Below are 15977 nucleotides of genomic sequence, written 5' to 3' on the forward strand. Positions count from 1 at the left end.
ACAAGCTTAGGTTCGAATCCTGCCACCCCGACGAACCTAGAAATAGGTTGTATCAAAGACACTGTTAATCAACTGATTTTCAGTGTCTTTTTTTTTGTTTTTAGGTATTCAGTTTAATGCCAAATAAAAGCATAAGTCCCAACAAAAAGTTGTGCTCTTTTGGGATTGATCCCTGAACTCTGCATATAATGTAGGGGGCTTGCTTCTTGTTTCTCTCCTTTAACCATAACCCATTTATCCATCCAAATGGTTTATTCAGGTTAAGCAGGTCTATTCTAGTAACTTGGTTCTGATGGGTATTGGGTTAATTTTTCATAGGTTAATGACGATTTTGGGAAAAAGACATTTAAATTTTCAGACAAGTTCCCGGTATTATTGACAGGTTGTTTTCATCTATGAAACACCTTTTTTTAATGTATTTTTTCTAGATATGGTATTTGGAATCCTCCTGTTATTATGTGGAACCCCTGTGCTTGTATGTTTGCAGCTGTCCTATTTACTTGTTGCTAATATAAATACTTGAAAATCAAGTATCTTGTTTTGACAAAAGCCTAAGAGATGAAAAGATTGGTTCTCCTCCCAATGTTACTTTTTCCTTCCTTTTTGATGTCACAAGTAAGGGTAGATAATAGCCCTGAACTGGGCAATTATCCTATCAAAAATTTCTCACCAGAAGAGTATCAGGCCCATTTTCAAAATTGGGCCATCACTCAGGACAAAAATGGTTTTATTTATGCGGGCAATGGCAATGGAATATTAGAATATGACGGTGAAACATGGAGGCTCATACCGCTAGACGATCTTAATGCGGTAAGGGCGGTAACGGTCGATGAAGATAATGTTAAATGGATTGGGGCCGATAGGGAACTAGGATACTTGGAACCCGATTCACTGGGATTTCTTCAATTTAAGTCACTAAAAAATAAGATTCCACCTTCGCATCCCTTGACTGCGAACGTATGGAACGTGTTTCATACCAAGGATGGCATCATTTTCAGGGGGGGGAACAATATCTATTTATGGAAGCAAAACAAATTCGAAGTTGTTCCAGAGGTAGGAAAAATTCATACTGGATTCCAAGTAGGACAGGATGTGTTTTTCAGGGTGTACGACAAAGGCCTGTTTCTATTAAAGGATGGGACACTTCAGTTAATTCCTCAAGGACATATATTTAAAGATTTACGTTTATATGCAGCATTGCCATTTAAGAATAACACGATATTGTTGGGCACAAGGGATGCCGGCCTTTTTCTTTATAATGGAACTTCGATAGCTAAGTTTCAAAATGATATTGATGATTATCTAATAACCAATCGGCTATACAACGGCCTTGCTTTACCAGATTCTTCTTTTGCCTTCACAACCCTAAGTGGAGGTTTGATTATTATGGATGGGAACGGCAAAAGGTCAAGAATCATAACTAAGAAAAACGGTCTATTAAACGATGAGGTTTACGGGATATGTCTGGATAATCGCAACGGGTTGTGGCTGGCGCTACAAACAGGGATTTCTTATTTAGAATACTTAAGTCCTTATACTTTCTTTGACGAAAAAACAGGTCTTGAAGGCACGGTCGATGCGATTACTAGACATAATGGCAAACTTTATGTAGCAACCTACGGTGGCCTTTACGAACAACACAATTCCCCTGAACAGGGAGGGTATCAATTTAAGCGGATCAAGGAAATCAACAGTGGATGCACAGCTCTACTTTCTGTTGGGGAATCCTTGATAGTTCTTACCGATGACGGCACCATCCAAATCACTAATGGTGCTATTAAGAAGCTAAACAACTTAAAAGGAGTAGCGGCCTTCCAATCCCAAAAAGTTCCCAACAGAATTTTCATAGGGCACAAAGATGGGCTATCGACATTATTTTTTTCAGAAGGAGAATGGCAAAATGAAGGTGAAATTGAGAAGATAAAGGAAGAGTCCATTTCCATAACCGAAACAGGAAACGGCTCAGTTTGGTTAGGAACAAGGGTGAATGGGGTCATAAAAATCGAATTTTCTGATTTTGCAGAAAATGCATTGAAAGATTCAGTAATCCAACGCTACGGCCCAGAGCATCATCTTTCAGAGGGGTGGAACAAAGTATTCACTATTGACGGAGAGCTGTGGGTTACCGCAAATACCGAAAAGGAGTCTCCATTACTTAAATTTGACTTTAAAGAAAACAAATTTTTACAAACCTTGGAATTTGGTAAAAAATTTGGGCTCGATTCCATTCCACTATATCCACTAGCGTCCCAGGATAATGGTGCCTATATCTTATTAAAATCGTTTCCGTCTGAAGGGGTACCGTCAAGATTCTCAGCCTTCAGGGATATGAAAACAGGTAAATACTCCTTGGAGAAATTACAGGACTGGCGATTTAAAAGTAACAATGAGGCATTTTGGGATAATAACAATGTGCTATGGTTGGGTAAGGAAGAATTAGTAAGATATAATTTAGGCAAGGAGTCAAGTAGTAATCCAGTTCATAAAGCTTATGTTCGGAAAGTTGTTACTGCCCAAGATTCAATTCTTTTTGGAGGCGAACCTTCCCGGACAAATGCGCCAAAACTGGCGTATTCACATGATGGGCTACGTTTTCAATTTGCCACACCCACTTTTGATGGTCCATCCGCAAACAAATATCAATATTTCTTAAGGGGCTTCGATGAAAAATGGTCTGAGTGGAGTAATGAAACAAAAAAAGAGTATACAAATGTTCACGAGGGAGACTATCAATTCATGGTCAGGAGCCGTGATAATTATGGAGAAATAGGCGATTATGATACTTTTGATTTTACCATATTACCCCCTTGGTACCGCTCATGGTGGGCTTATTTAATATACCTCTTACTTTTTTCGGGATTTCTTTGGGCCATTTTAAAACTTCGTTCCCGCCAATTAAAAGCACACAATGAGGCCTTGGAAAGGCTAATTGCCGTGAGGACATCCGAGGTACAACACCAAGCCAACCAGTTAAAAATACAAGCCTTAAAATTGCAGGAATTCGACAAGGCCAAATCCCGTTTTTTTGCAAATATCTCCCATGAGTTCCGTACACCGCTTACTTTGATAAAAGGTCCCATTGAGCAGTTGGAGCAGAATTTTACTGAAAAATTGAGTATGGAAACCGTCAAAATGATTCGACGAAATGCCAATCGTCTCCTTAACATGGTTAATCAGTTGCTTGATCTGTCAAAAATTGACGAGGGCAGTTTAAAGTTGGCACCTACTGAAGGAGATGTATATAAATGCCTAAGAACCGCTTCATCCTCTTTTAATTCCCACGCAGCCCAGAGAAACATGGATTATAGGGTAGAGATTCTACCCACCGTGCTTTGGGCCTCTTTTGATCGTGATAAACTGGAAAACATTGTGTACAACCTTTTGGGTAATGCCTTTAAATTTAGTAGAGATGGCTCCAAAATTTCATTCATTGCCGATTATAATGAAGGTGCTCTACTAATTAAGGTTTCCGATGCCGGAAAGGGCATTGCGATTGAGAAGTTGCCTTATATCTTTGACCGCTTTTACCAAGCTGAAAGTGGTGATACAAGGGAGAAAGAGGGTTCAGGGATTGGACTTTCACTGTCCAAAGACTTGGTGGAACTTATGGACGGTACCATTACCGTCTCTAGCGAAGTGGATCTGGGCACTTTGTTTACCGTACAATTGCCCATTCAAGAAATCAAGACCCGACAGAAGCATCCAATAGATGATGTTCCACAAATGGAAAAATCCCTGGTCAAAAGACCATTTGCCCTATCAACTTCAGACAAAAGAAACCTGCCTACCGTTCTGTTGGTTGAGGACAATGCTGATATGCTGCACTTTATCAAGGAACACTTAGTTAAATTTTATAAAGTGAATGAAGCCATAAATGGTGAAGCAGGATTACAAAAGGCAAAGGCAGATTCCCCAGATCTTATCATCACCGATTTGATGATGCCGAAAATGGATGGAATCGAACTTTGTAGAGAATTAAAAACCGATGTTCATACGAGCCATATCCCTGTAATCATGTTAACGGCAAAGGCGGGAATAGAAAATAAAATCGAAGGTTTGGAAACAGGGGCAGATGACTATCTAACCAAACCATTTGACGGTAAGGAACTTCTTGTCCGCTCCAGAAATCTTATCGAACAGCGACAGAAATTAAGAGAACTTTATGGAAACAAAGAGATTCAGTTAGATCCGAGAAAGGTTACGGCCACCTCTATTGACCAAAAGTTTTTGGAGCAGGTTCTGGAACTTCTCGAAACCAATTTCTCTGATCCTGAATTTGGTGTGCCACATATGCAGGACGCCCTGGCAATGAGCAAGACCCAACTGCACCGAAAACTTAAGGCATTGACGAATGAAGCTCCCGGCGAACTGTTACGTAATTTTCGATTAAAAAGAGCGGCCCAACTGTTGTTGCAAAAATCGGACAGTGTAACTCAAATTGCTTATATGGTAGGCTTTAATAATCTCTCCTATTTTGCCAAATGTTTTAAAGAATTATATGGGGTGGCACCTTCCACATATTAATCCTTGATTGGTAGAGATGGAATAAAATGGTGAATTAAGACGCTAGATAAGTCGATTTTTTTAATTTCTCTTTCACTCCTTAGTTCCTTAATACATAAGTCCAAAACCAGCTTGTGATTCCTTTTTCATGCCATCCATTCCAATCGTCTTTAATATGAACATTCTATCATAGGGATTTAAATTTTGACCCTGGAACTATTCTATCAGCATATGGAACCCTGCTATTAGTGAAACGAGTATCATGAACCTAGTTTTGGATTGTCCATTTATGTCTCCCATCATACATAAATCAATTAAAAACAAGCATCATGAAAACAACAAAAGGAATTAGGGGTATTGAAGAAATCAGAATCGATAGACCTATAAAGGGAATATGCACTTTGATGTTCTTGTTGGCAATATGCTTATTTATCCCGGCATTGACCGGTTGTAGCAACAGTGATAATGATCCGGATCCCACAGTACCAACTGTGAGTGGTACTGTAAAAGATGAAAACGGAAATCCCTACCCGAACACAGTAATAACCATAACAAAAGGGTCAGAAACGAAATCCATTGCCACAAATCCTGATGGGACATACATGATTATCACAGAGGATGTTGGAAACTATGACATTGACATAGAACTCCCCCTGTCCACAAAATTGATGGGTACCCCTCCTACTACTGTGAGCGTGCAAGCCAATCAAATCACTACAGCTGATTTTATAGTGCAACCACAACCTGTGGAAGCTCATTTGAACTTTGGTAATGTGCAATTACTGGAAGAGATTGTTGATGTAAATGGTAATACACCTACTGCCCCAGATGAACCCCTCTATGCAAAGAATATTTTTGATGAACCTTTCGGTCAATTGAATATAATCAAGGCTCCAGATGGCCATCACGTAAGCCTATCTGAATTTCAAATGGCCAATGGAAACCTTTTGGTGAACTGTAATCGCAATTCGTCAACCATTAAAATTTCGTTGGAAGGAATGATACCCAATGGGACGTATACTTTTTGGCTGGCATATCTTAATAAAACAAGAAAAGTAGGTGAAAGCATTGATTTTGCCAATGACTTCGTAAACATGACCAACCCACCGATAGGTCCCTCCGATGGTTCAGGAAATGCACTGGTGGCAGATGCCAACGGCAAGATTGAGGCGACGCTGACGCATAGTTCTTGTATTCTTACCGATGAAGTGGCCCTGGTAATTCCGATCCTATACCATATTAACGGCACCACCTTCGGCGGTGGACATGTACCCGATGCAGAAGAAATGGTGCAGATGCTGGTATATTTTCAATAGAATGAAACCTATTAAAAGAATAAAGTCATGTCACTAATCATGAAGAGAATTTCTCAAAAAGGCTTGTCCATCCGAAGTAGTTTAGTGATGGTATTATATTTCATGACATTATCAGGATGCAGTATGGACGAATCCCAACCTTTTATTACTGTAAAACCGTCAACGGCAACTTTCGATGAAATAAATACCTGCAATATAAATAGTTGCTGCTTGGCAACCCGATTTGAATTTACAATCGGTTTCGAAGCATCAAGTGGTACTAAAATCAATAAAATTTTAATTGACATTAAGTGGTCGGACGGTGACGAAAGTGCAAGAGAAACTACAGACTTCAACAATACAGGTAGTGGGATCAACTATAATTGGTGCTACAAATTTGGGAATGAGGATTGGGTACAGGTTACCCACAGACTGGTAGGTGATGGGGGAATTACCAGCGCACCATCAATGGTACAGATAAATAAACCTGACGGGGCAAACTAGAAATTAGTTCTTTGAGTAGTTGAGGTAAAAGTGATGGTGTGCCCCCTAGAACAAAATGATAGCTCAGTTGCAATATAAAACTTTGGTTTTTCCCGATTAGTCATAAGCAACTTTAAAAATAATAACACTTAAAAATTAAGATCATGAAAAAAATCATAGTGTCTATCGTATTGTTATCGCTCGGTGCCGCCACTGTTAATGCACAGGATTTCCATATTGGGGCAAAGGCGGGCATTAATTTGACATCTCTTTTTGGGGATTTTGAGAGTGACAAGGTAAAAACATCCTTTCATTTTGGGGGGATGGTAGAAATACCAATATTGGAAAAGCTTTCCGTGCAGCCAGAATTACTGTACTCTTCACAAGGGGGCAAATCCAAGTATGACAGTGATGATATTATTAAGCTGAGCTATGTAACACTGCCTATTTTGGCCAAATACTATGTTTGGGAGTCCTTGAGTGTGGAAGCCGGGCCGCAAGTAGGGTTTCTGTTAACAGCAGAAAGAGAAGATGAAGGACAGTTGGAAGATCTTAAGGATATCACAAAATCCGTGGATATAGGTGTGAATCTGGGACTGGGTTATAAGTTGCCAATGGGATTAAACTTTGGATTGCGATATTATTTTGGAGGAAACATTAATTCTGATAATGCAAGTTCAATCAAAGTAAATAATAGTGTTTTTCAAATTTCCGCGGGCTACTTCTTCAATTAAAATCCATAGTTAAAACAAGGTAGTACTTAAAATAGCCAATCATTTAATTAGTAAAAATTGTTCCCCAAAATCAATAATAACAGTTAAATAGTTAAGATAATGGGAACTGCCTTTTTCAAAGGGGGCTGGGGAGATTTATCTTTATTAGATAATAAAAGCCTCCCCGCTTTACACCATAATTAACTTAAGGGGTTTATTCAATTTCTACAATTTTTTCATAGTTTGTATATCCCAGCCAGATCCTACCGCTAGGTTGCTGTAAGTTTACTTTTTTAATTTGGTGGGTTAATCCAGGTGTAATAATCTCCTGATTTTCCGCAAGTCCAGCTCTGACGGAATGATAGGCTTCTCTTATGGAATTAAGATAATTCCAAAATGCGGAATTACAAATTCTAAGTTATAGTAAGGTAGGACAACGCGTGTAGAAATGATTCGCCGTGGCAAATTATTTTAGTCCCTATCAAATGTATCGGGAGAAGGGAAGAAAAACTACAACCTAGTACCCATATATTCATTCTGGACCCAGAATGGGGTGAATGCCCTTTAGATTTTGAAGTGAGGAAGATGTCACAATTACCCACACGGCACAAGACAGTATAACTAATCTGCCAATTCCACCAATTGGTGTTTCAGAGGTTAACATCCCGTTGGTTTCTCCCAAATAGATCCCCAATGCTGTCACCATTACAATTTCAAGAAGTACTACGGTAAGGGTAATAGATAAAATCTTGAAACGAATTGGTTTAAGGATTTCTTGTCTATAAACTTGAAAACAAACTAGTATGGCAGCAAGTATCATAAATCCTAACAAACCTGCTGCCCCCGCGTGTATGCTACCACTTGTAGTCATTTCATGGGGTAGCGTATCCACCGGATCTGTGTCGAATAACGCCGCAAGAATATTGCCTATAGCAGCGAGAAACAGAAAGACTCCGGCAATTTTAAAAACCACGGCCTTTTCCTTTTTTAGAAAGAAAAGGCCCAAGGAAAGAAAAGACAACCCAAATAGGAAGAAAGCAATATTCATTAACCAGCCCATTCTTCCAAGGGCGTATTCGCTGATCGGTTGCCAGGAAGGATCGATATCAGTATTGATCAAATGAAACATAAGCAGGATCAACACAAATCCTATTGCCGAAAATCTGGAAAGATTAAGTAGCTTCATTGTCCCTATTTATTTTGAAAATTCACCATCCAATTGATCCCATACTTGTCTGTAAAACTTCCATAGTATGCACCCCAAAACATGTCCTGCAAAGGCATTTCAATTTTTCCATCGACTGAAAGTTCATCAAAGAGGCGTTGAGTCTCTTCCTGTGATTCGGGCTCAAGGTTGATATGCATATTATTTCCGTAATTGACAGTCATTCCAAATTCCTTAGGTGCGTCAGTTCCCATTAAAATATGTCCGCCAAGGATAGGAAGTTCGACATGCAAAACCATCTCTTTAACTTCCTCCGCAAGTGGCGGTTGATTTGGGTCAGCTGGAATTTCGCCAAATCGTTGGATGCCATTGGTGAAATCAGTTTTAAATACCGATTTATAGAAAAGGAATGCTTCTTCAGTATTGCCTGGGAAGTTTAGGTAGAATGAAACCCGAGCCCTATTATTAGGTTTGTTTTGTTTTCTCAGATAGAACTGGGATGCTATATAGTGGTCTAGGTTTTCAAGTCCTGCAGTAAAACCTTCTTTGAAACCCATTGCAATGATTTTTTCAAGGTCTTCCAAGGTATCAAAGGAGAGCAGGATATTTACGAAAGTCTCATTACCATGTTCTGTGAAATTATTCTCCCATTTGTTACGCGGAAGTGCCGTATTCGGGATTCCATCTGCATCACAAAATCCATCATAGGCAGAAAAGTATTTTTCCGGCAATATTTTGATGTAATCCACTCTTCCCCAATGCTCTTCATTTTCGGGGCTTACCATTGCATACACCCAATGTCCGCCTTCTCTGAAGTCCATTGATTTTGTTCTTGCGATCCAAGGTTTGGGAGCCCACCATTGGTCAAGAATATCGGCTTCAGTCCACGCTGCCCAGACCAAGTCAACAGGCGCATTGAAAGACCGTTCTACCTTAATCTGATTGTTTTCCTTGTCAACAAGGAAGTTGAATAAAATTGCTTTGTTCATTTTCTATTTAGTTTAAGTTGGTCCAATACATTGTCGAGTTGGTCAAATCGCTTGGCAAGTAGTTGCTTGAACTGCTGTAACCATTTTTCAACTTCTTTCATTTTGTCGGCATTTATGTGATAATGGATTTCTCTGCCTTGTTGCTCCTGCTTTACGATTTCACATTCCGTAAGAATTTGAAGATGCTTTGAGACTGCTTGCCTGCTTGAATTAAAATGCTCGGCAATGGTATTAGGTGTCATAGCACCAACAGTCAACAGCATTATGATTGCCCGTCTTGTCGGGTCAGCAATAGCTTGAAATACATCCCGTCTTGTTTTCATGTGTTTATATTTTTTTTAAAAGGTCACCCCGCATAGTCGGGGAAGGCTCCCGATTAGTCGGGACAGGCTCCCGATTAGTCGGGACAGGTTAGGGAATCTCGCATGTAATCATCCCACTGTGTGCCTCTTGAGTCATGCCTGTCTGCCTCAGGAAGGCTCAATTTCATCCTCCCTTATTTTGCTACCAAATGATTGCGAATATATATGCAATTATTTGGTTGCGCAAATTATATTCAAAAAAATATATCAATTCACCACAATTCAGCAATGCCCTATTCTAGTGCTATTCCTTTTTAGAGATACTTACCACTAGTTTGACGTCATATTTTTAAGATTCGGTCAAGCAGGACTATTAAGCAGATCCGTATAAACGGCCGACACTCCCCAATCAGACATATTGCAAGCAACTTGGGGCAATTATAATTGAAAGTTAAATCCACTAAAGAAGCAGTATCAGAATATTACACAAGAGTTTGTATTATTTCTGCGTTCTTTTGACAGTGTTTTAATCGGGAGAAGTAAGTTGCAGGGCTCATTCATAAGTCAGTGATTTGACCGGATTGATCATTGCAACCTTGATGGTATGGACACTGACAGTTACCAAGGTGATAATCAAAACAGTAAAGCTCGGAATAGCAAAAATCCACCACGATAAGGGAATTCGGGTGGCAAAATCCTGAAGCCAGGAATTCATAATCCAAATAGAAAGAGGGACTGAAAACAGAATAGCTATGAAGATCAGAATGATAAAATCTCTGGTAATCAACCGCAACAAACCAACCAATGAGGCACCCATTACCTTGCGGATTCCAATCTCTTTTGTGCGCTGTATGGCTGTAAGTGAAGACAAACCAAACAAGCCCAAGCTGGCAATAAAAATTGCCAGTGCTGAGAAAATACTGAAGATGGTCCCAAATTGCTGATCAGACTTATATTGCTGATCAAAGTGCTCATCCAGAAAGAAGTATTCAAAAGGATTGCCTGGAAAAACTTCCTGCCAATCTGATTCAAGAGTTGTCATCAGTTCTTTGAATTCCCCGGTATTAACTTTGACCGAGTAATACCCATTTGGTGCTTCATTATAGCGAAAGATCAAAGCGTCAAATGATTTCTTGAGAGATTCCTGATGATAGTCTTTCATTACTCCCACAATGTTGAATGTGTCTCCCCAGAAGAAAATCTCATCGTTTATAGCCTCTTCAGGTGAGGTAAAACCCATCAGTCGTGTGGCAGTTTCATTTAAGAGAACATTCTTGTGCTCATTGGCGACATCATCCGAAAATTCACGTCCGAAAAGCATCTCCAGCCCAAAACTTTTGTTGAAGGAGCCATCGGTCATGATGACCCGATATTGGTTTTGTTCATCCTCACCTTGGCTCAATCTTCGGATCCCGCCTGCATTCCAGCCAGGTTGACTGCCTGGAACTGAAGTTGAGGCTGTCACAGAAATCACTCCTGTGTTTCTTGAAATACTCTGCTTGAAAACCTGATACTTTTGTCTATAGGTCGAGTCAGTTACACTTGGAGCCCGAAGGACCACTGTTTGATCAATATTGACACCCAAGTCTTGATTCTGCATAAAACTCAGCTGCTGATAGACTGTAAAAGTCCCTACCATCAGGGTAATGGAAGCAATGAATTGAGTGACCACCATGCCTTTTCTCAACCAAACCCCAGAGTCTGAATTTTTGAATTTTCCTTTCAAAACTTCCACCGGCCGGAAAGATGAAAGGACAAATGCCGGATACAATCCTGACATCAATGCGCCCAAACCAATCAAGCCAAGCAAAATCAACCAAAAAGCGGGTTGCAAAAATAGCTGATAACCGAGTTCCCTTCCTGTTAGGCTGCTAAACCAAGGTGTCAGTAAAATGGCTAAGCCTGCAGCAATAATTACTGCTATGAAATTCAAAAACAGTGATTCTGTTAAGAACTGCTGAATAAGCTGGGCTCGATAACCTCCCATCACCTTGCGAATGCCAACTTCACGGGCGCGCTCGATAGATTTTGCCGTAGAAAGATTGATGTAATTGATCCAGGCGATGATCATAATCAATAGTGCTACGATAGACAAAAAATTTACCGACTGCCTGTTCCCATTTGGTTTAAATTCCATAATGTAATCTGAATCCAAATGAATGTCTGCTACAGGCTGGAGGTGAAATTCAATTCCAGCATTATATTTTTTCAAGTCTTCACCATGTGTGGTCTGGACAAAATCCGGGAATTTGGCTTCCAATGATTCTGCGTCAGTATTTTCCTCCAAAAGGATATAAGTCAAAAAACCATCCCAATCCCAAGTCAAAAAAGGATCATTTGACAGTTTCTCCAACGTGATAAATGAACCCAACACATCAATTTTCATATGGGTATTTACCGGGAGATCTTCAAAAACTCCAGAAACTTCAAATTCCAAGTTTCCGTTTGCCTTCAATGTTTTGCCTATGGGATCCTCATTTCCAAAATACTTTTTGGCCATGGATTGAGAAAGAACCATCTTATTAGGTTCATTTAAAACAAGGGAATCAACTCCTTCGACAAGTTTTATTGAAAAAATAGTAAAGAAGTCTTCCGATGCGAAATACAAGTTCTCTTCTTTGAAGAAAGTATCTCCAGTAGAAAGCGTAGCTCCCCTGTTGGTCAGCCGGGTATAAGCTTTAACCTCTGGAAAATTTGCCTTTAAGTCAGGCCCAATACCTGCAGCCCCGGCAGCCCATTGGGTAGAGAGTTCCCCTTTGTCATATCGGTCTTGTTGTATCCTGAAAATTCTGTCCTTTTTATCGAGAAAATTATCATAGCTCAATTCATGCATTACAAATTGAGTAATCAGAATGCAAGCCAACATCCCGATGGCGAGCCCTGCGATATTGATAAAAGTAAAAACCTTGTTTTTGGAAACATGTCTCCAGAGGGAGGTGAGATAGTTTTGAAACATAGTGTTTATCAAAAGGAGTTTTCGGGATAAGAACCAAACGTTTTTATACACCCAGATCTATACCGAAAAGAAAAACTACACCAATTTGCTGGAAAGGGAAGTTTTTAAAATTTAAGACTGGAATTTACGGACAGAATTGACCGACAGCGGTCAAAAAAAAATATCAATTCCTGTTTTTAAATCACAGTGCGAAAAAGCAATCCATAAATTTATCCACTTGATTACCAGTAAGGTGAATAAGGATACCTAGCTATAATTACTACCCCTCTAACACAGACACTGGGAGAAGGTGCCATTGTTTAAAACCATCTTGCTTTCAAAGTTTGAACCTACGCTCAGGCTTGTGCCGATTCCCAACCAATTGGTCAAAGTGCAAATATGCCTAGGTGTGGCAAGTACTCAATCACCGGCAGCGCAAAGCCATAGACTTCAAACTGCCGGTTTTTGAGTCTTTCACCTTTTTATTTCAGGAATTCCAAACCAACCATTGTTTCCAATCTTGCAATAACACCCCAACCATAGAAGTCATTGGCCACTGCGATGATGAGCTCATTTTCGCCTTGCTTGAGGGGCAGGGAGAATTTAGCGTTCTGAATGGAAATCCTACCCTCCGGGTACTTTCGCATGGCTGGCTGGAGGTACAGGTTCTTGTCCAGAAATGCTAACTGTCCATTCACAAATACCCAAACCTCATCACTGAATCCAAGCTGCATACTTGGGTTTGATGCTTCCTGGCTTCTGATTGTGGCTTTTAGAAAGAGTAGTTTGCGGGATTCATTAGCTCCAAATTTTCTGGTGAGATTGATTAGTCCTGCATTTTCAGCCAAAAGTATCTCAGTGAATTCTTCACTTTTAGGCAAATTGGAGGCAAGAGGCTCATTGCCCTGTGCGAAGTCGATTGGATTGGTTGCCCTCCATTGCCTGGTATAATTGGCATCGTACTCGGTGAGATCCGGTGCGGGAATAGCAGGTAGATCTTCCACCTGATCCGGTTTCACTTGGAAATTTGAAACCACCATCCCTCCATCGATACCGATCATCGTACCTTTGCCTATGCCTTCCAGTTTCGGGATCTGGAGTGCAGGCTTATCCATGTCGTTAACGTAAACTCTCATCTGGGCACCGTTTACCACTATTTTTAGATGGTTGGTTTTGTTGGCTTCAAAAAATGCCGGGCCTTGATATTGGGGATACATATCCCACATGTTTACGCCTGCAAGGATGGGGGCATATTGAATCGCGTCATTTGCCTGCGGGTTGGAAGGACGAGCCCGGATATAAAATATTTCTGAATTATTTCCCAAAGAATCTGCCCGGAAATACACTGTGGGCGAAGAGCCAAGTGACATTGTCCCAGTCGGCTCAAAATCAAATTCGATGGTTCCATTCCAAAATTGAACCTCTTTAAGTACCACCGCTCCTTGATTACCAGCCATAATTTGCATATAACGGGTACCGTTTCTTTCGGAAAACTCAACTTTTCCTTCCCTGTATCCCCATTTATCCGGGGTCAGCTCAAGATGTTGTGCCATTGCTGTTTGGCAAATCAGGGAAACACAAAATAATAGTTTTTTCATTTTCATTTACAGTTAGTTTATCTGCAAATGATAGGAAAATGCTGGATCAGGGGTGTTCAAATTCATTTCAAGTTCATTCAAGATGGTTCCAAGGATAAATTCATTAATTTGAAATCAAATCACCTGAACATGGCTATACCTGCACTTCTGGCGGCGATCGAAGAAAAGCTTAACCGAGGGAAATCAGAAAACTGGACCCAGTATGATTTTGAGCAATTGAGTGAGGCAATTTTTGAAGCTATCCATGTGCGGCTCAGTGTGACCACCCTAAAGCGCATCTGGGGCAAGGTTAAAAATACACATACCCCCGCTGTCCAAACGCTAAATACCCTTTCACAATTTGCCGGTTATATTGATTGGCGGGATTTTGAGCAAAACTATACTCGTCAGGACATTCTGGAAATGCCTGAAGCATCCAATACTAAGTCAAAAAGAAAACCTGTGCCACCTACCAGACTGGTTTGGAGTCTTGTGGGGGTGTTGTTTATCAGCGTCATATATTTTGGATTCCAACGGGTGATGGAGCCGGATGTCAATCCTGCTGAGTATTCCTTTTCCCTCAGCAAAATCAAGACGACAGGTGTGCCCAACTCCGTGGTCTTTAGCTATGATGCGTCCAAATCACCAAGCGATTCAGTGTATATAGTGCAGACTTGGGATATTAGGCGGAAAACCCTGGTTCCCAAGAATGGCAAAAAGCATTCGGCGATATACTATTACCCTGGTTTTTTTAACACAAAGCTGATCATCAACAACCAGGTCGTAAGCAATCAAGATCTCCAAATCAGCACTGATGGGTGGCTAGGCTTGATAGAAACTCCAGACAAGCCTATCTATTTTTCCCAAGAGGAAATTCAGTCAGTGGAAGGTGTAAAGGTTGGAGGAGACTTGCTCCAAAACCACCAAATCGCCACCGAGCCCTCCTCCCCAAAAGTGCGTTTTTTCAACCAGCAGGACCTGGGAGATTTGATGAATGATACGTATGAATTCGAGACCGAAATCAGAAATCCTAATCAGCGGTCAGACAATGTTTGCCATTTTGTGGAGGTACTCATCCAATGTAAAAATGACATCATCATCATTCCTCTGGCAGACAGCGCCTGCGTCGGAGATTTGGGACTGGCATATTTGGGACATTATCTGGAAGCCAAGTATGAAGATTTAAGTGGTTTTGGCGCTGATTTGAGAGAATGGACCAAACTGAAAATCATCTCCCGCAATGGTAAGGCGGAGATTTTTGTGAATGACTCAGTGGCCTTAGAAGTAACTGCAAAAAATACTCCAGTCGGGATTGTGGGAGTCCAATACCGATTTTATGGTGAGGGAGAGATCAGGTATGCAAACTTTCGTAACAAAAATGGACAGGTGATTCAATTGTAAGGGAGGAGGCATGTGACTTTCTCCGCTTGGTGTAGTCAAAACATTGCTGGGACTGCGTGGAATTCGTCTGCCATACTCTCGCCAATTGTCAGGACTGGACCAAGGCTATAATGATTTGTGAATCATTTCTAAACCACTTGTCCTACCTCATATTCTTTCCACTCCTGTGCAGTAGCCAGGAGTAAATGGCTTTTCTACCTCACCTCTAGAAGAGTCCACTATCCATATTCGCCATTTGATGTCAAATCAAAAGGTGTTTGATGAATTCTGGGTTTAAGCCTTGAGGGATGGTGAAAGTCGGTTTTATCATTATCTAACAGAATCCATGTTGGTATGATTGTACATCCTCTATTACATCCGTATTTTTAATCAAAGAAATGCAAATGGGAAATGACTAAAAACACTGATCAACTTTTTGAATCGAATTACAAAAAGCTGGGGAGGGTCGTTTTCGACAATCACAGCCTCAAATCACTGGGCAAAGAAAACTTCCAACCCTATATTAAAAAACACACCTTCTTAGAAGGTGGCTTTGAATAGCCCCTGTAAGGGGCGTTTGGCATTGAACTAGAAATCAAAACCCTGTTGTTGGTCTTCTTCCTTTCGTTCTTCTT

10 protein-coding genes are annotated in these 15977 nt (G+C 40.5%); 5 read left to right on the forward strand and 5 right to left on the reverse strand.

Features of this window, described 5'->3' with window-relative positions:
* Window positions 1-558: 558 nt before the first annotated feature.
* The 4 genes from SYJ56_RS22715 (at window position 559) to SYJ56_RS22730 (ending at window position 7015) form a co-directional block, all read left to right on the forward strand.
* Window positions 559-4524, forward strand: a complete 3966-nt coding sequence (locus SYJ56_RS22715; protein WP_323838243.1) for a hybrid sensor histidine kinase/response regulator transcription factor — start codon at window positions 559-561, stop codon at window positions 4522-4524.
* 308 nt (window positions 4525-4832) lie between these two features.
* On the forward strand, window positions 4833-5819 hold the full coding sequence (locus SYJ56_RS22720; RefSeq protein WP_323838246.1) for a carboxypeptidase-like regulatory domain-containing protein: 987 nt from the start codon (window positions 4833-4835) through the stop codon (window positions 5817-5819).
* A gap of 39 nt (window positions 5820-5858) precedes the next feature.
* Window positions 5859-6302, forward strand: a complete 444-nt coding sequence (locus SYJ56_RS22725; RefSeq protein WP_323838248.1) for a hypothetical protein — start codon at window positions 5859-5861, stop codon at window positions 6300-6302.
* 143 nt (window positions 6303-6445) lie between these two features.
* Entirely contained in the window at window positions 6446-7015 is a 570-nt protein-coding gene (locus SYJ56_RS22730) for a porin family protein (RefSeq protein ID WP_323838250.1), read from the forward strand.
* Between the two features lie 511 nt (window positions 7016-7526).
* Here the strand turns inward: SYJ56_RS22730 and SYJ56_RS22735 are convergent.
* The 5 genes from SYJ56_RS22735 to SYJ56_RS22755 form a co-directional block, all read right to left on the reverse strand.
* Window positions 7527-8180: a DUF998 domain-containing protein gene (locus tag SYJ56_RS22735; RefSeq protein ID WP_323838252.1), complete on the reverse strand. Its 654-nt coding sequence runs from the start codon at window positions 8178-8180 to the stop codon at window positions 7527-7529.
* 5 nt (window positions 8181-8185) lie between these two features.
* Window positions 8186-9148: an SRPBCC domain-containing protein gene (locus SYJ56_RS22740; protein ID WP_323838254.1), complete on the reverse strand. Its 963-nt coding sequence runs from the start codon at window positions 9146-9148 to the stop codon at window positions 8186-8188.
* Window positions 9145-9471, reverse strand: coding sequence for an ArsR/SmtB family transcription factor (locus SYJ56_RS22745; protein WP_323838256.1), 327 nt, complete (start codon window positions 9469-9471; stop codon window positions 9145-9147). Before SYJ56_RS22745 ends, SYJ56_RS22740 begins: the two co-directional genes overlap by 4 nt.
* A gap of 532 nt (window positions 9472-10003) precedes the next feature.
* Window positions 10004-12406, reverse strand: a complete 2403-nt coding sequence (locus tag SYJ56_RS22750; protein ID WP_323838258.1) for an ABC transporter permease — start codon at window positions 12404-12406, stop codon at window positions 10004-10006.
* A gap of 461 nt (window positions 12407-12867) precedes the next feature.
* The gene (locus tag SYJ56_RS22755) at window positions 12868-13983 is read right to left on the reverse strand and encodes a hypothetical protein (RefSeq protein ID WP_323838260.1); all 1116 of its coding nucleotides are present in this window, start codon (window positions 13981-13983) and stop codon (window positions 12868-12870) included.
* A 129-nt stretch (window positions 13984-14112) separates the two neighbouring features.
* Here SYJ56_RS22755 and SYJ56_RS22760 point away from each other — a divergent pair, with 129 nt between their 5' ends.
* Complete coding sequence (locus SYJ56_RS22760) at window positions 14113-15363, forward strand: hypothetical protein (RefSeq protein ID WP_323838262.1); 1251 nt, start codon at window positions 14113-14115, stop codon at window positions 15361-15363.
* Window positions 15364-15977: the final 614 nt, after the last annotated feature.

Origin of the sequence: Algoriphagus aurantiacus (genome assembly GCF_035156405.1) — a bacterium.
GTDB lineage: Bacteria > Bacteroidota > Bacteroidia > Cytophagales > Cyclobacteriaceae > Algoriphagus > Algoriphagus aurantiacus.